General features: G+C 59.5%; 15 protein-coding genes and 1 tRNA gene. 9 read left to right on the top strand and 7 right to left on the bottom strand.

The annotated features are described in order from the left end of the window. Positions 1-166: 166 nt before the first annotated feature. Entirely contained in the window at positions 167-856 is a 690-nt protein-coding gene (gene lexA / locus ACO057_RS17765) for a transcriptional repressor LexA (RefSeq protein ID WP_421993945.1), read from the top strand. Between the two features lie 5 nt (positions 857-861). Here the strand turns inward: lexA and ACO057_RS17760 are convergent, their stop codons facing one another. Further along, positions 862-1,725, bottom strand: coding sequence for an N-formylglutamate amidohydrolase (locus tag ACO057_RS17760; RefSeq protein ID WP_421993944.1), 864 nt, complete (start codon positions 1,723-1,725; stop codon positions 862-864). Positions 1,726-1,962: 237 nt separating this feature from the next. On the opposite strand from ACO057_RS17760, the gene ACO057_RS17755 reads away from it, so the two are divergent. After that, on the top strand, positions 1,963-2,769 hold the full coding sequence (locus ACO057_RS17755; RefSeq protein ID WP_421993943.1) for a DUF169 domain-containing protein: 807 nt from the start codon (positions 1,963-1,965) through the stop codon (positions 2,767-2,769). Between the two features lie 209 nt (positions 2,770-2,978). Here the strand turns inward: ACO057_RS17755 and gdhA are convergent, their stop codons facing one another. After that, positions 2,979-4,382, bottom strand: a complete 1,404-nt coding sequence (gene gdhA / locus ACO057_RS17750) for an NADP-specific glutamate dehydrogenase (RefSeq protein ID WP_421993942.1) — start codon at positions 4,380-4,382, stop codon at positions 2,979-2,981. Between the two features lie 577 nt (positions 4,383-4,959). On the opposite strand from gdhA, the gene ACO057_RS17745 reads away from it, so the two are divergent. The 5 genes from ACO057_RS17745 to ACO057_RS17725 are packed head-to-tail and all read left to right on the top strand — an operon-like array spanning position 4,960 to position 8,755. Continuing rightward, positions 4,960-5,268, top strand: a complete 309-nt coding sequence (locus ACO057_RS17745; RefSeq protein ID WP_421993941.1) for a hypothetical protein — start codon at positions 4,960-4,962, stop codon at positions 5,266-5,268. Next, the gene (locus tag ACO057_RS17740; protein ID WP_421993940.1) at positions 5,265-6,539 is read left to right on the top strand and encodes a relaxase/mobilization nuclease domain-containing protein; all 1,275 of its coding nucleotides are present in this window, start codon (positions 5,265-5,267) and stop codon (positions 6,537-6,539) included. The genes ACO057_RS17745 and ACO057_RS17740 overlap by 4 nt, the downstream gene beginning before the upstream one ends. A 58-nt stretch (positions 6,540-6,597) precedes the next feature. Then, the gene (locus tag ACO057_RS17735; RefSeq protein WP_421993939.1) at positions 6,598-7,059 is read left to right on the top strand and encodes a hypothetical protein; all 462 of its coding nucleotides are present in this window, start codon (positions 6,598-6,600) and stop codon (positions 7,057-7,059) included. Further along, on the top strand, positions 7,059-7,286 hold the full coding sequence (locus ACO057_RS17730) for a hypothetical protein (RefSeq protein ID WP_421993938.1): 228 nt from the start codon (positions 7,059-7,061) through the stop codon (positions 7,284-7,286). Before ACO057_RS17735 ends, ACO057_RS17730 begins: the two co-directional genes overlap by 1 nt. Next, the gene (locus ACO057_RS17725; protein ID WP_421993937.1) at positions 7,283-8,755 is read left to right on the top strand and encodes a type IV secretory system conjugative DNA transfer family protein; all 1,473 of its coding nucleotides are present in this window, start codon (positions 7,283-7,285) and stop codon (positions 8,753-8,755) included. Before ACO057_RS17730 ends, ACO057_RS17725 begins: the two co-directional genes overlap by 4 nt. 211 nt (positions 8,756-8,966) lie before the next feature. Here the strand turns inward: ACO057_RS17725 and ACO057_RS17720 are convergent, their stop codons facing one another. The 4 genes from ACO057_RS17720 to ACO057_RS17705 all read right to left on the bottom strand — a co-directional run bounded on the left by ACO057_RS17720 (position 8,967) and on the right by ACO057_RS17705 (position 14,627). Continuing rightward, positions 8,967-9,623, bottom strand: a complete 657-nt coding sequence (locus ACO057_RS17720) for a hypothetical protein (RefSeq protein WP_421993936.1) — start codon at positions 9,621-9,623, stop codon at positions 8,967-8,969. A gap of 33 nt (positions 9,624-9,656) precedes the next feature. Then, positions 9,657-11,957, bottom strand: a complete 2,301-nt coding sequence (locus ACO057_RS17715) for a S8 family peptidase (protein ID WP_421993935.1) — start codon at positions 11,955-11,957, stop codon at positions 9,657-9,659. A gap of 179 nt (positions 11,958-12,136) precedes the next feature. Further along, positions 12,137-13,108: an AAA family ATPase gene (locus tag ACO057_RS17710; protein ID WP_421993934.1), complete on the bottom strand. Its 972-nt coding sequence runs from the start codon at positions 13,106-13,108 to the stop codon at positions 12,137-12,139. 649 nt (positions 13,109-13,757) lie between these two features. After that, on the bottom strand, positions 13,758-14,627 hold the full coding sequence (locus tag ACO057_RS17705; RefSeq protein WP_421993933.1) for a hypothetical protein: 870 nt from the start codon (positions 14,625-14,627) through the stop codon (positions 13,758-13,760). A gap of 236 nt (positions 14,628-14,863) precedes the next feature. Here ACO057_RS17705 and ACO057_RS17700 point away from each other — a divergent pair, with 236 nt between their 5' ends. Together ACO057_RS17700 and ACO057_RS17695 are read left to right on the top strand one after the other, a co-directional pair. After that, the gene (locus ACO057_RS17700; protein ID WP_421993932.1) at positions 14,864-15,127 is read left to right on the top strand and encodes a hypothetical protein; all 264 of its coding nucleotides are present in this window, start codon (positions 14,864-14,866) and stop codon (positions 15,125-15,127) included. A gap of 61 nt (positions 15,128-15,188) precedes the next feature. Continuing rightward, positions 15,189-16,736: a recombinase family protein gene (locus ACO057_RS17695; protein ID WP_421993931.1), complete on the top strand. Its 1,548-nt coding sequence runs from the start codon at positions 15,189-15,191 to the stop codon at positions 16,734-16,736. Here the strand turns inward: ACO057_RS17695 and ACO057_RS17690 are convergent. Further along, a tRNA-Arg gene (locus ACO057_RS17690) sits at positions 16,702-16,778 on the bottom strand. The two genes, ACO057_RS17695 and ACO057_RS17690, sit on opposite strands and share 35 nt — an antisense overlap. Between the last annotated feature and the right edge of the window lies 1 nt (position 16,779).

Genomic DNA, 16,779 nt, shown 5'->3' with positions numbered 1-16,779 from the left:
CCGCGATGCCGCAAGGGTTGCCGAACTGACAAATCACTGGACCGACACCATTTTTTCGATTGACTGATCCGGCAGAACCTTTCTAGAACGAATTTCGAGTTGCCGGTTTGTTCACGCCGGCCTAAGGGGAACCCATGTTCCCCTCTACGGGAGAGGTTCAAATCCGATGCTTACGCGGAAGCAACATGAATTGCTCATGTTCATCAATCAGCATCTTGAGGAGACGGGTTTTTCCCCTTCCTTCGATGAGATGAAGGCGGCGCTCGACCTCAAGTCGAAATCGGGCATCCATCGCCTCATCACGGCCTTGGAAGAGCGTGGCTTCCTCCGCCGCCGCGCGCACCGGGCCCGCGCCCTGGAAGTCGTGCGGCTCCCGGGCAGCGCCATCCCTCCGCGCGTGGACGCCGCCGAAGAAATCGCCGCGAACGTCGTTCAGGGCAATTTCGGCCGCCCGCCGAAGCAGGAGAAAGCCAGTTCCGTCACCCTTCCGCTCTTCGGGCGCATCGCCGCGGGCATTCCGATCGAGGCCTTGAGGGATCAAGGCCAAGGCGTCGACGTGCCTGTCAGCATGCTGGGGACGGGAGAGCACTACGCGCTTGAAGTCGCGGGCGACTCCATGATCGAGGCCGGCATTCTGGATGGCGACACCGTCGTCATTTGCCGGGGTGATTCGGCCGAAAACGGCGATATCGTCGTGGCGCTTGTGGACGAAAACGAGGTCACGCTGAAGCGGCTAAGGCGGCGCGGCAATTCCGTGGCGCTGGAGCCCGCCAATCGCAATCACGAAATCCGCATCTTCGGGCCTGACCGGGTGCAGGTTCAGGGCCGGCTGATCGGGCTGCTTCGCAGCTACTGACGCGCCTATCTCGCGGTCAGGAGTTTCCAGTCCTCGGTCGCGAGGCTCGCCACCAGGCCTGAGATGTCGGCCTGAAGTTTCGGGAAATTGGCGCTCCGGCGGATGTGCTGCTCGTCCATGTAGAGCGGGCGGGCGATCTCCATCTGGATCACATGAATGCCCTCCCGTGGCCGCCCATAGTGGCGGGTGATGTAACCTCCCGCATAGGGATCATTGCGCCGAACGCGATAGCCAAGCCTCTGAAGGCCGACCTCCATCACCCGCGTCACTTTCGGAGAGCAGGTCGTGCCATGGACATCGCCGAGCACGAAATCCGGTGGATCCAGCGCCTGGGCCGGGTGGGCCGGCATGGAATGACAATCGATCAGCAGGCAGAGACCAAAGCGATCCCTGGTTTCGGCGATAAGCGCCGAAAGGGCCGCATGGTAAGGCTCCCAGCACGAACGAACCCGGCGCTCGGCCTCCCAGAAGGACAGGCGATGGCGGTAGATCGTCTCGCCGGTGGCCACGACCCGAGCGATCGTTCCAAGCCCGGCCCCCACCCGCGGGCTGGCACTGTTCACCCAGCTTGGCAGGGGAGTGTCGAACATGCCGGGGTCCAGCTCCCAGGGTTCGCGGTTCGCGTCACACCAGGCGCGTGGAAAACGCGCGGCCAGGAGCGGGGCGCCTATGGATGGAACCGCGGCAAAAAGCTCATCGACGAAAGCATCTTCGCTCCGTCGGATGCCGATGGCGTCCAGGCGGATCGAGGCGAGGAAATCGTCCGGATAGTCGCGTCCAGAATGCGGTGAGGCAAAGACAAGTGGGATCGTCTGTCGCTCGGGGCGCAACAGGTCATAGGGCGGGGAGTGAGTGGCGAGATCATCCATTCAGAAGGGTCATTAGGCCACGACAGGGAGTTTTTGTCACTCGGCGGAAGCAATGCGAACGCAGCGGTGTCTCTGTCATCCTGACCGGCCTGGCCGCCTGATACCTACCTCCGGGTTCGATCATCTGAAGCGACCGAAAGGACATCCTTCCGCCGACGCTCGCCTTTGCAACGATCGACTTCCGTCGCCATCCCGCCTGTGCGACCGTGGAGGCAATCATAAGACGGAGGATACGCCATGCCCGAGGGTTCGATCGATGTTCCAACGCCCAATGCCGCAGCCATAGCCGAACTGGCCCACGGGCTTTCCGATCTGCTGCGCCTTCGCACCCTGCCTTTCGGCATGAAGCTCTTCCGCGATCAGGCGGAGATGGAGGCCATCCCAGGCCTGCGCAGGCCCCAGCCCGGCACGCGCTTTTCCACCTGCCAACTCGTCACGCAGGCGCGCATGGCGGGCTTTACCCTCGCCATCACGCACGACAACGTGCCGGAGTTCAGCAATTGCGGCGGCGTCATCGGCCTGAACGCGCCCTCCGAGCTCTACACCTCGGGCCGCAAGATGGATGGCGTTTGGTTCCAGAACATCGAGGCCTCCGCGGCACACCAGGCGCAGATGCCGCGCGTTCCGCCGGAGTATCACGGCCTCGTCGTGTCGCCCCTGCGCTCCGCCCGGCTCGACCCGCCGGACGTCTGCCTTTTCTATGCAAATCCGGCTCAGATGATCCTCTTCATCAATGGGCTGCAGTGGCGCAATTATCGCCGCTATGACTTCTCCATCACCGGCGAGAGCGCCTGCGCCGACAGCTGGGGCCGGGCCCTGCGCGACCGTACGGTCTGCCTCTCCCTGCCCTGCTACGCCGAGCGCCGCTATGGCGGCGTGGCCGATGATGAAATGCTCATGGCTTGCCCGCCGGCGGATCTCGCCCGCGCCATCGAAGGCTTGAAAGGCCTTGCCAAGGCCGGACTGCGTTATCCGATCATGCCCTATGGCCCCCAGGCCGACCCCGCCCAGGGCATGGGGAAGAGCTACGCGGGCAAGTCCTGACAGGCTGCCCAGCCAAGGACCGCGGCACGCGTCGGCGGAGGTTTGCCAAGAAGTACGGCCTCCGTACCGCCGGAATGGCGTGCCCTTGTGGGTGACGAACCCCCAGCGGCCCCTACCATCGGGGCCGCTGCATCTCCGGGCTTCCGCCCAACTGAGCCTCCGGCCGGAGGGTACCGCCCCCGGCCCTGCGATATCTCCGGCCGCCCTCGTCAGATGACGCCGTGGGAACGCATGGCATCCGCCACACGGCTAAAGCCAACGATATTCGCGCCCAGCACGTAGTTGTCCGAAGCCCCATACTCCTTGGCGGTCTCCGCACAGGCCCGGTGGATGTCGCGCATGATGTCCGCCAGGCGCTTTTCCGTCGCCTCGAAGGTCCAGGAATCGCGCGAAGCGTTCTGCTGCATCTCCAGGGCGCTGGTGGCGACGCCGCCGGCGTTCGCGGCCTTTCCGGGGCCGAAGAGCACGCCCCCCTCCTGGAAGACGCGGACGGCTTCGGGCGTCGAAGGCATATTCGCGCCCTCGGCGACCGCGATCACGCCGTTGCGCAGCAGCATCTCCGCGTCCCGGCCCGTCAGCTCGTTCTGGGTTGCCGAGGGCATCGCGATGTCGCAGGGAACGGACCAGATGGAGCCCTCGCCGTAGTGATGGGACGAGGGGCGCTCCTTCACGTATTGCGAAATACGCTCGCGGCGGTTCTCCTTGATGTCCTTGATGAGATCGAGGTCGATACCCTCCTCATCGACGACGTAGCCCGCCGAGTCAGACATCGCGATGACCTTGCCGCCGAGCTCGTGGATCTTCTCAACGGTGTAGATCGCGACATTGCCCGAGCCGGACACGACCACGCGCTTGCCTTCGATGGCCTGGCCGCGGGTGCGGAGCATCTCCTGCACGAAGTAGCTCGCGCCGTAACCGGTCGCCTCGGTGCGAACCAGCGATCCGCCCCAGCCCACGCCCTTTCCGGTGAGAACACCCGCTTCGTACCGGTTCGTGATGCGCTTGTACTGGCCGAACATGTAGCCAAGCTCCCGCCCGCCCACGCCCATGTCGCCGGCGGGCACGTCCGTGTACTCGCCGAGATGGCGGTACAGCTCCGTCATGAAGGATTGGCAGAACCGCATCACCTCGGCTTCGGACCGGCCCTTCGGATCGAAATCCGAGCCGCCCTTGCCGCCGCCGATGGGCATGCCGGTGAGCGCGTTCTTGAACATCTGCTCGAAGCCCAGGAACTTGATGATTCCGAGATTCACCGAGGGATGAAAGCGAAGGCCGCCCTTATAGGGGCCGAGCGCCGAGTTGTACTGGACCCGGAAGCCACGATTGACATGCGTGCGGCCGCTGTCATCCGTCCACGGCACGCGGAAGATGATCTGCCGCTCCGGCTCGCAAATCCGTTCAAGGAGGGCATCGTTGAGGTAGGATGGCTTCTTGCCGACAACGCGCCCGAGGCTCTCGAAGACCTCTTTGACCGCCTGATGGAACTCTACTTCTCCGGAGTTCCGGCGGAGGATATCGGCGAATATAGGCTCAAGCTTCTCGTCCAACTTAGGCAAATCACTGGCTCCACCAATTTTTCGTTTCGAGTTTCCTCGGCAAGTTCCGTAACGCATGGCCTGTATGGCAATTCGCTATGGTCTGGCCCGTTCCTCGATTAGCGCGAATTTCAGGCCTTTTAGGGCTGGCGGCAACACGTCCTCGCCGACGTGCCGCCTAGTTTGGGATTGGATGCTGCTCGCGCGAGCGCGCGGCCAATGTCGGCGTTTTCATGAAGGCCCTGGATGAGAGCCATGAAGACGCACTCACCTTCCTCGAAAACATTTGAATTGGAATTTATCGGTCATGAGGAGGTTGGAGGATCGCCTCGCGTTCATGAAGCTGATTCTGGCGGAAGGCATGCGTCCAAGGGGGGAACCGAAACTGCGATCCCTGATCCGTCTTACCCTTCAGGGCGACGGTCGGCCTTGCAATGGTTGATTCCAGAATGGCGCGCCTGGATGGCGCTACCTCGAATGAGATAATCGAGGTCCTGGCCGATTGGAACACCTTCCTTGAGCACCGCACGTCGCAAGACGCTGCGGTGCCGCCGTGCCCCTAACCCAGGAATTCGCGGCTAGCAGCCCCTCCCCGTCGACTAAACGTCCAGCGCCTTTCAGCCTCCGCCTCTCGGCGGAGGAACGCGCCCGCCTCGTGGCGGAAGCCGGGGGGGCGCCCCTCGGCACCTATATAAAGAGCAAGGTCGTCGGCACGCCGCCCCCGGCGCGGATGCGCCGGAGCGGCTTGGCGGTCGAAGACCGCGAGGCGCTGGCGAAGCTCCTGGCCCGGCTCGGCGATAGCCGCCTGGCCAGCAACCTCAACCAGCTCGCCCATCTGGCGAACATCGGCTCGCTGCCGATGACGCCGGAGACGGAGGCCGAACTCCACGACGCCTATCTGGCTGTCCGGGAGATGCGCGGCCTGCTCCTCAAGGCCCTCGGCCTCCAGAAGGCCGGGGCATGATCCTCAAAGCCTCTCAGCGCAGCGGCGGCCAGGATCTCGCCGCTCACCTCATGCGAGCTGACGAGAATGAGCATGTCCGGCTTCACGAGCTGCGCGGCTTCGTCTCGGAGGATCTGCGTGGCGCGTTCAAGGAGGCCGAGGCGGTCAGCATCGGTACGAAGTGCCGCCAGTATCTTTTCTCCCTGAGCCTGAGCCCTCCGGCTGACGCGCGCGTCGAGCCGGAAGCCTTCGAGCGGGCGATTGGCAGCATCGAAGAACGGCTCGGCCTGGAAGGCCAGCCGCGCGCCGTCGTCTTCCATGAAAAGGAAGGGCGCCTCCACGCGCATTGCGTCTGGTCGCGCATCGACGCGGCGACCATGACGGCGCGCCAGCTCTCCTTCTTCAAGAACAGGCTGATGGAGGTCTCGCGCGATCTCTATCTTGAGCACGGCTGGAAGATGCCGCGCGGGATGTCCGCGCCGCTGGAGCGCGATCCCACCAACTTCAATCTCGCCGAATGGCAGCAGGCCAAGCGGCGCGGTGTCGATCCCCGCTGGACGAAACAGGCGCTGCAAGCCTGCTGGGCAGGCTCGGACAACCGCGCCGCCTTCCACCGCAGCCTGGAAGAGCGTGGCTTCTTCCTCGCCAAGGGCGACAAGCGTGGCCTCGTGGTCCTGGACCATGACGGCGAGGTCCATTCGCTGCCGCGCGCCCTCGATCTCAAAACCAAAGATGTCCGCGCGCGCCTGGGGTCTGGCGACGATCTCCCCACCGTCGAGGCCACGCGCAAGGCCATAGGCGAGCGGATGACGCCCGCCTTGCGGCGTCATGTTGAGGAAGCGCGAACGCGCTTCCACGCCCGCACGGCCAAGCTTTCTCACTACAAGATGGAGATGACGCACCTCCACAGGGAGGCGCGCAAGAAGGTTGGCCAGCGCCAAGCGGCGGAATGGCAAACCGAGACGAAGGCGCGCCAGGCGCGGCTTCCCAAGGGTCTTCTCGGCCTGTGGCACCGCATTACGGGCCGCTACCAGCAAGTCCGCGCTGGAAATGAGGCTGAGGCCGAGCTGACGCGCCAGCGTCATGCCGCCGAACGGCAGGCGGTGATCGACAAGCAGCGCGACCAGCGCGCGGTCCTTCAAGATCAGTTCAAAGAGCTTCGACGCGGCCAGGCCAAGCAGCTCTCCGAGCTGCGCGCCGACATTGGCCGCTTCCTCAAATTCTCGCGTGGGCAAGAGCCGGAGGCCGCGCACGCGCGCGGGGCGGAACGCTCGCTCAGGCTTGAACGCTAGCCCTCAACCCCAAGGAGTTCTGCTCATGTCCAACAATAACAACCAGGTGGACCCGCAAATGGCGATCCTCATCATCGCGGTGTGCATCGTTGGCTACTTCGTCATCTTCATCGCCGCGATGGTGGCGCTGGCCGCGCTGTTCTTCACCTTCGTGGCCTTCTGGGCCTGGAACAAGCCGCGTTCGCTCTTCGGTGCCATCGTCACGCCGGAGGAAGCCCGCTCTTATGTGGGGCGCGGCCTGATCGGCATCCTCATGGGCCTGCCGATCCTGCGTCTCATCTGCCAGTGGCTGGGTCTGCCGATCTACACCCACCCCGACTTCCCGATGTATGCCGGGATTATCGGCTACACCTTTGGCTCCTTGATCCTCGGTTTGCTGATCGAGAAGTTCAAGGAAGCCGAAGACGCGCAGAAGCTGGCGCAGCAGCAGCCGGAGCCGCCGCCCGCGCCCGGCGCCACCCTCCCGCCGCCCGCCAAGCCCTTCGACTATGCCTCGTGGGATGATGAGGCGCGGCGCTGATGTTCCGCTACGTCAGCGAGTTCGTGCAGTTCTTCTGGATGTTCGAATCCCACGCGCAGCAGCGGCGCGCGTGGCAGGATGCCGATGAAGCGCGAGTTGCCAGAGCGCGGGCGGAAGCCCGCGCCGAGGCGCAATCGAGAGCCATGCTGGATGCCAACCCGAGCGGCGCGCTCGGCGATGCCAGGCTGGATGATCCTTATAACCTCAACGATTCCGGCTTGCTATGAGCGCGCTCGTACCATCCGGCGAACGGCTGCGCCGGGGCATTGAGCTTGGCTTCAACCGTGGCCGGGCGCTCGTCTATGATGGCACGGAGCCTGTCGCCATTGATGCACAGGCAGGCAAAGGCAAGCTCACTCGCTTCCTGGGTGTGAATCTCGTCTCCCCGCGCACGGCGCATCTGAGCAAAATTATCACTGACCCCAAGGACGGTGAGCTGGCCTGGATGTCGTGGAAGACATTGGAGCGGCAAGGCTACCGCGTCCGCTTCCTCAACGCTGGTCGCCTCTACGGCTATCCGACAGAGACCTACAACTTCAACACGCGCGTCCTGGAAATCGCCGCGCGCCCCGCGCTGCATGGCCTGCTCGGCGAGGCGGCGAACGATGCCGCGAGCTACCACTTCCCGGTCGATCCTGACGCAGGCTCGAAATGGGTTGGCCAGGGCGCTCGCACGGCGGCGGCCCACTACATCAAGATTGCCGCGAAGTTTCCCTCGAAGCGCTGGCCCTGCACGGCGGGCGGTCTGTGGGACTTTTACGGTCGTGGCCGCGAGGACATTGCCGAGGATCTGAAGACCTGGGCGAGCGATGGCCGGATGCAGGACGAGTCTGGAATGTCGCTCCAGCTCGCGGGCCTGACGGAATCCCGGGACCAGTGGAACGCCTATTCGTCCATGTTCTTGGAGAAGCTCCAAGGCTACCAGCGGGGCTCGGCGGCACGCGCCGCGACCGATGCCAACAGCTTCGATCCTGCCGACATGAAGCATGAGCGCACGGCGCTCTTTATCATCGGCTCTGCGCGCAGCCAGACGAGTCGAACTTTCGTCGGCGCGATGGCGGCGGCGGTCATCGAGCGCTTCGCGGATGCCCATGGGCCGCTGCGCGCGATGGTCGTGGGCGAAGAATGGGGCCAGCTCTATGTCTCGAACTTCTATGAGATCCTGACCCTCTACCGCGAAGGCGGAATCAACTTCCTCGGCGTCTTCCAGAATGCCGCCGCGCAGATTGAGGCCCGCTATGGGCGGGAGATGGCGCGCCTTTGGAAGAAGGCTGTGGCGCATACCATCTATCGCGGCCTGCCGGACAACGAGACGCTGAAGGACATGGAGCACCGCTCCGGCAAGACCAGCGTCATGGTGCGCGGGTTCAACGTCTCGCAAAACCAGGTCAACGGCTCCGGCGACAATCTGGTGGAACAATCGCGCCCTGTCCTCCAGGTGGAGGACATTCGCAAGGCGACGGGCGGCGAGACGGGTCTCCTCGAAGCCCGTGACTCCGGCTTCTTCACCGTCGATATGCCAAACTTCTGGGAGCGCGCCGAATTGAGCGGGTATCTGCGCGATGTGCGGCAGCGGCCTTCGCCTTACGCCTGGCTGGAATACTCCCGGTCAAACGGCGCGGCTCTCTTCACGCCGGATGTGTCCTCTGCGGACGACGACATCGAGGCTATCCTGAAGACGCTCCGCTCCGATTAGAGGCAAGGTCCAACGCAGTTGGACCTCTGCCCTTCGGCGAGAATGGGGGTGCAAACGGAGGGGAGCCTTCGCAGGGACCCGGCTGGCAGGGAGCGCAGCGACCGAAGCTGGGTGGAAGGCTCTCCGGAGTGCGCTGGGGGCGAAGCCCTAAGTCCTCAGCTTTATCAACCCCCCAACAGAATTTCCGGCGATCCCGTGTGAGGGCGTTTAATCATTGCTTGGTTTCTGGCCCAGATGGGAAAGTCCAGTTTAGGCCAGTTTTGGTCTTTAGGGCGGCCAGAAGCTTATGGATGCGAGTGTGCGTCAATTGGTCAAGAAAATCTACTAAATCGCGCCAAGCCAAGGCTCCGCCGATATAAGTTCCTAATTTTAACGTCGGACGAATACTAAACGTATTATCATAAAATTGTATTTCTGTTGCACTTTCAACAGAAGGATGGCCGTCATTGTGGGCATATCTTTTGTTCCGAAACTCGATTATCTCGTCGTGAGATTTGCGGAGATTCTCAGGGAGCGTTTTACGAGAAAAGCCAACGGCATCCCCACCATGATGAAGGCGCACATATGTAACAACAAACGCCGTAGTTAGCATTTCATTTTCTAAAATAGAATCAATATTTGCGGAAAATTCATATGCAACCATCCGATCTCGTATATGCTTCAAAGTGATTAGCGACGGGATAGAGTTTATAAGTTTGAATAATTGCGAAAGCTCTTTATCAATAGATTTGAGGACTGCTCGCCCATTATCCATTTGAGCTTGAATTGGCTCCCGCCATTCTTCTGGAAGATATTTTATTGCATCCTCTGGTATTGCAAAATATTCGTCGTCGTTTTGTTCGATTTCAATGCTGGAAGGCAATTTCATATTAACCCTAAGATGCCCAATAAGGAATTTTTGTTAAACCTGAATTGGCGTTGGCGTCGCTATTGGCGGAGCAATCACGGCCGAAATAGCAGAGTAAAGGTCAACATCGGTCCGCGGCGCTTTGAGCGTAATCACCAGGGCGTAGCGTGCTTGACGGCCTACAACAGTTCGGTCCGCACGGTCCCGCCACCAACCTCCAACGGGCTTGATACAGAGGCTATCCCTACCAAGCAAATCAATCGCTGGACCTTGCCACGTATCGCAATGAAGCGAACCCGCCGACACGCTATCAGGACCCAGTAGCCAGCGAGCATCGTCGGGGTGATTGGGCGCCGCAGCGCCATTACTCTGCCGCTCCGAAGCATTAACTCGACTCTTAAAATTCGCCAGAGACTCACCTTTTCTTCGAAGATCAAATCTCAATCCGAAAGATTGATAACGCTGAGGGTCAACATTTGCTGAGAAACCCGGGTTAGGTTGAATAAAATAAGACAGCGAGATTTTCAGAGTGATCGACTCGTTACCTAGCTGCTCCAATATCTGATTAGGCAATGGCAGTGAATAATAATGACATTCATTAAATTTACGTATGCCTTCGAGTCTGAACGGCTGAATGTTATTTTGAGCAATCAACGCAAGATGATCTCGTGCCGAAGCCGAGGCCCGGTCTACGTCCGGAACGCCATAACCGAATTGACGGACTATCGCGTAACGATCCCTCAAACCTGCTACGGCGTCGAGGTTCGCTCGCATTGGTTGAGTATATTCAGCACTATGGACCATCAGAGCTCTGATCGTTTCAGGCCAATAATCCGGAAATGTTGCAGTGAGCTGTGCAGCCATTCGAGCTGCCTGCGCGGTCGCGGCACTTGTTGCATTAATTGGAACTAAGGGGCGCTGCCCTAAGTCTCGCCCTGTGGTAAGAAGGCAAAGTGAATCTAGATTTACTAAGTCTATACCACCGGGGCTTACAGCCCGATTTCCAGCCTCTAAAACCAATTCAGGCTTAAATGGTGTTCGGCCCGGCCACCGCACCGAGGTTCTACTATGCGGACTTAATGCCCCCACTTCAGCCATCGGCGTCCAGTCTTCGTAACCTTCATCATCAATCACTGCGAGGTCAGTATAACCGCCTATAGTAAGTGCGTTCCATGCTTGGCTAGGATCTTCCGCAGGATAGGCATCCTGGCCAAGCCAACGCGCTCGCTCCATTACGGGTTCAGTATTACCAGCCGAGACGATAAATAATCTGCGCGGAGCATTCGCTTCGTCGCCTATCATCGTTCCAGACACCGCTTGATCTATAGCAGCGCTCCAAATTGAAGGTTGTGCACCGGAAACGTTTTCATTTGTAATTGCCATACAGTAGACACGCTGCCGCTCAGGCTGCGCAATTTCGGGTAACGCAACTGCGGCTTGCGTTAAAGCCCCAAATGAGTGTGGATCGTTAGCTGCAGCCCCTCTAGGCGGCAGCAGCTTCACCGATTCAAGGCGGTGAGATAGAACTCTTTGGCCAGTGTCTGATAATGGGCTTGTAAGATCACCATGTAGAATGACACCCGCCATGGCAGTCCCGTGATCATCGTGATCATCAACTCCCCAAGTCACATCGATTGCGTGCTGGTCCGCGACAGTAAGGGCAGGCTCAAGCAAGGCATGCCCTCTATTTACGCCAGTATCAAGCAGACATACTGCCGGAACATCATTTCCTGGCCAAGTAATTCTCGTTGCGAGATCGTCGTTCCATTCGTGCTCATTAAATCGCACATCATCGAGGAAAAAGGCTGGCGTATCAGTTGCGCGTCTTAATTCCGCGATGATACCCGTAGCGAACATCATAAGCTCAATGGCGGCCCTCGTCGCATAAACAGGGACGACTGTAGCTTCGGGAAAGTACAGCCTTCGATCCTTATTGGCTGGCCGCAGGCTCAGGCGCTGACAAATATCTTCAAGTGCAGGCTCATTGGCTGGCGACACCCAAACTGACCACCACATTTGATGCTGAGCATCGCGCGGTAATGTAGTGGGATCATCTGTCCATAATGTTTCCAGGCGGGCGCGGCGGAACGCTTCGATTGGTTCAACCGTTGCTTGTTTTGGCGGATTACCTGCTGCCGTGAGCGGGCCATTTCGGTAATCTTCAATTATTGAAGCTAAGGCAGCGCGAGCGTGATCCGGAACGAAGAGAGCGACTGTTCGCCCGCCGTCATCGTCCTTCACAGCCCTTGGAGAAATACCACTCTTCTTTCGCTCTATAGTATCGGGATTAGTCCCTCTACGTAACTGGACTTCAATGTAGCTACCTGTCGCGGCCTCTAGGCGCGCATCGACCATTCTTGACGCGTCCGCCGCGACAAGTGCAGCAGAAAGTTCCGCCGCAAGCTTTGCCCCATGGGCAGCTCGTATGCGGGGCGAGCTCGAACCCCCGCCACCTTGACCGGCATACTCGCCGGAGGTGACGCGAGCTGAAATAACTAGATGAGGAAGATCAAACCGGCTTGTCATTATAATTATTATGCCGGATCATCAAGAAAAGCTGCCCGCATATCGCGGCGCTCTTGGAGCCGCTCCAATATATTTTCCGTAGAGATCGTGGTTCTTTGCTCAAGAATTGCCGTCTTAACGGCATCATCCGCAGCCCGAACTAACTCCGATTGACTAAGATTTTCTGCCGCATCAAAAATTTTCTTCCAAGATAGGCGCTGGGCCTTCATTGGTCGCAAATTGACGCTAATAATTTCTTTAATGTCATTCTGTGATGGTGTTTTGAATTCCAGAACCTGATCGTATCGGCGAAGCAAGGCTCTATCAAGAAGCGAGGGATGATTAGTGGCGCAAATTATCAAACTATCAGTAGCGTTATCTTCTTCCATAAATTGTAAAAAGGAGTTCAGTACCCGGCGCATTTCCGCAACATCGTTAGTGGAGTTGCGGTGACTTCCGACGGCGTCAAACTCATCAAAAAGGTAAACGCCGCGACGCTTTGCTGATTCGTCAAAAACTAGGCGCAGCTTAGCGGCGGTTTCGCCCATAAATTTTGTAATAATCCCTTCAAGGCGGATCACATAAAGGGGCAGATTTAGCTCGCCAGCGAACGCCTCGGCGGACATTGTTTTCCCTGAGCCGGGAGGGCCAACGAATAGCAATCGGCGTGCAGGCACCTTTCCATGCTCCCGCAGCCAGTCGCGCTTTCGTTGCTGGCGAACCACGTCGGCCATTCGATCAACCAGACGTGGGTTAAGAACCACATCTTTCATTTTGAAGCGGGATTGGCGCATTTCGAGCAATCCTTCAAGATTGCCGCGAGGTGCTCCAAAAGCTATTGGTACGGAAGGGCCTCGGGAACGCGCAGCTCGTGCGCGATCAACTTCTAAACGCATTTCTTCTGCGGTATCTTTATGCCCTTGACGTGCCTCAGACGCAGCTATTTGTAGTGCTATCGAAAAGAACAAGTCGTCGTCCCCATCGGAGCGACTTTTAAGCATTGCTATAATTTGCTTTGCGTTTGACACGATTTCCCACTGTTGTTTTTGCTATGATATCACGAAGACAATCGGCTTGAAAGAATTTCAGTAGCGACAGTTAATCCACGTCTTTTCATCTTTGATCTCAATTCCATGTAACGAAAATCGATCAACCGCCGACTCGCTGAGATGAAAAAAAGCTAGCCTGCGAGGTCGATGGGGTCCAGGGGAGATGAAGGTCTACTTCATCGTGATCCAACCGCGAAAGGTTGGCGCGCATCCAATCCGCGCATGGTTGGCCCCTCGGGAGAGGCTGGGTTCCAAGGGGCAGGCACGGCCCTGGTCGATGGGTTCCAAGGGAGAGCGAAGTCTCCCTGGTCGTGATCCAACCGCGAGAGGTTGGCCATGGGGTATCGGGGAGCACGGAGGCGCCCTGATTGGTGATGCAACGGCCATACGTTGCGGCGGTGATGAGTGGGTCTATCCCCGAAGAGCCGCCATGCTGGGGGATGCAACGGGGGCGCGCAGCGGCCCCCTTGCCAAGGTTGCGGTACTACACCGCACACCTTGCACGGTTCAGTTTGCTTATTTTGTGAATCGCCTCCCCCAACGAGGAGCGGCTCCACAAGCACCAGCTGATGCCGGGAGCTACGCCAGCCGCTCTAGTCGTCTAGGAACCTGCAGCACGCTTGAACGATGAGTTGTGCCTCGGATTCCAGTGCACCGTGCCCCGGCCCAATGCGTCGAGGATACTCTCATCGAGATTACCCCAGTCGGCCTTTTCGATCAGGCGGGGGTGAGCATGCTCCGCGCTCTCGACCCGGCGCCAGCAGGCAGGCCAGGCGCTGGATGGGCCATAGCCAATCGCGGTGAGCATCACGCCGTCCATGGCTGTAATCAGTTCGTCGGAGTGCTCGCATACAATCTGGTCAAAATGGATGATGATGCTGGAGCTGATCCGCATGGGGGACCGCAGTACGGCCATCAGCCTCTCACCGTGCGGGATAAGCTTCCCGTGAAATCTGTCTCGCGGGACGTCCTTGCCGATGTCGGATGCGTCTGCCCGCATCTCGCATCGGAACATGCTGGCGCCGCCGACGCTGAAACGCGACACCAGGATCTTTGAATGGGGATCTTTATAGAAAGGGCGATACATCTCGTATTCACCCGCCGCGCTCCGAACAAGATCGGCCGATAGTGATTTGACGCCCCAGAAATCGGTGAAAGCAGCGATCAATGGCTCCTGCTGCCTCATCTCCTCCTCGGTGCATCTGTCTGCCAGATCTTTGGAATATTTCGCCCGGGCCCAAAGATAGATCGCCCATTCGAAATGGGCGTCGACCGGACCACCATCGAGCGCTTTCGCCGCCGTCTTGTCGTCCATCACAAAATCCGCGTGCTGGCGGTCGGCAATCTTCTTCGATGCTGCCACGTCGCCGAAAGCGCCGATCTGTCGGCCTGTTTCAGCCTTGGACCATCCCTCCTCCTGCTGAACGAGCGTGAGCACGGCGAGCGCCGCGTTCGCTTTGATTCGGCTCAATGGATTGGTATGCTTTCGCGGACGGCCACGAGAACGAGATCCAAGCAAAAACCATTCTCCAGCGACCGGAATTTAATTTCCGTTTTGATCTCCTGAATTGCAAGCCGCAGCGCGTCGCCGGGCTGCTGAAATGCTGATCCAATCCCCTTCAAGCCAAAGACGAAAAAGAGAACAGTAGGATTAAATTCCTTGATTGTTCCTGTTTTGTTCTATATGGTGAGTTCAAGGAGGGTGTGATGAACACGAACGACACGAAGAGCGATGTTTGCGCGAATGGCGCGCAAGCTCGCAACACTCCCGCGCCCGTCCCCGGCGCGTTGGAGTTCAACCCCGATAACTACCGCGCCGAGCTGAGCGAGTTCGACATGGACGACGCTCAGAAGGACGAGCTGCTCCGCGTGATCTTCGAGATCATGCGCAGCTTCGTCGAGATGGGAATCGATGTGGATAACATCGCCCCCCTGCTCCCCAGCCCGGACGGCGAGTCCCGCTCCGAGTAGACTCGGCCTCAACCAACCACTGAGAGGACACCGACGAGCGGTGCCAGAAAGGCGACACTCCATGCCCGAGAAGCAAACAACCCCGGCGGTGATCTACTGCCGGGTTTCCGACCACAAACAGGTTAGCCGTGGCCAGGGGCTCCAGAGCCAGGAAACGCGCTGCCGCGAATATGCCGAGTTCCAAGGCTGGAGCGTGGTCGGCGTCTTCAAGGATGACATCACTGGAAGCGTCTCCGACCGCCCGGCCATGAAAGCGCTGCTCGCATTTCTGCGCCAGCATCGCTCGCGCGGCGTGATGGTCGTGATTGACGACATCTCCCGCCTCGCCCGCGACCTGGGCACCCACATCGACCTTCGCGATCTGATCCGAAAAGCGGGCGGCATTCTGAAATCTCCCACGGTGCAGTTCGGCGACGACGCCGATTCCGAATTCCAGGAGCACCTTCAGGCGACCTTCTCTCACCATCACCGCCGTAAGAACGCCGAGCAGACCAAGAACCGCATGCGCGCCCGCGTGATGAACGGTTATTGGGTGTTCCAGGCTCCGGTCGGCTATCGCTGGGAACGCGTGCCCCAGCGCGGCATGATGCTGAAACGCAATGAGCCTGTGGCGTCTGTCGTCCAGGAAGCGCTCGAAGGCTATGCCCATGGCCGCTTCGAGACTCAGGCGGATGTCGTCCGTTTCCTTCAGGACAATCCGCTCTTCCCGAAGGATCGGCGCGGTCTTGTCCGGCACCAGCGCGTCGGCATCCTTCTGAAGCAGGTGGCTTATGCAGGCTACATCGACGCGCCTAGCTGGGACGTTTCGCTCCGACCCGCGCAGCACGAGGCCCTGATCACCTATCAGACCCATCATCGCATTCTGGAGCGTCTGAGCGGCATTGGCCGCACGGCCAAGCGCCGGAACCTCGACGAAGACTTCCCGCTCCGGGGCTTCGTCGCGTGCGGCGACTGCAACTCCTCCCTGACCTCGTGCTGGGCCAAAGGGAAGTACCAGCTCCACCCCTACTACCATTGCCACAAGCCGGGTTGCCCCAGCTACGGCAAGTCGATTCGCCGCGACGTGATCGAAGGTGAGTTCGATCAGCTCCTCAATTCGGTTCGTCCGACCGAGAAGCTGTTCAAGGTGGCAAGCCGGATGTTCCGTGATCTCTGGGACAATCGGGGCGACCAGATCGCGGCGCAGAAGAAGGCGATGGCCGTCGAGCTGGTGAGGATCAACGCCCAGCGCGACCAGGTGCTCGACCGAATCCTCGATGCGACTGTCCCGAGCGTGATCGCAGCCTTCGAGGAACGGGTCCGCAAGCTTGAAGCCGATGCGATCCTCATCAAGGAGCGCATGGCGAATACCGTGGTTTTGGGGAAGACCTTTGACGAGAGTCTTAGAACCGCCCTGACCTTCCTCGCAAACCCTTGCAATCTTTGGGATTCTGGGTCGCTTGAGAAGCGCCGGGCAGTCCTGAAATTGGTATTCGCGGGCAAACTTCCGTACGTCCGGAAAGAGGGGTTTAGAACTCCTACTTTATCCTTACCGTTCAAAGCGATAGCTGCGCTTTCGGCGGGTGATTTCAAAATGGCGCGCCCTGGTGGAATCGAACCACCGACCTGAAGCTTAGAAGGCTCCTGCTCTATCCAACTGAGCTAAGGGCGCG

Origin of the sequence: Roseococcus sp. (assembly GCF_965227005.1) — a bacterium.
Taxonomy (GTDB): Bacteria; Pseudomonadota; Alphaproteobacteria; order Acetobacterales; family Acetobacteraceae; genus Roseococcus.
This window is presented reverse-complemented; position numbering and strand designations above follow the sequence as displayed.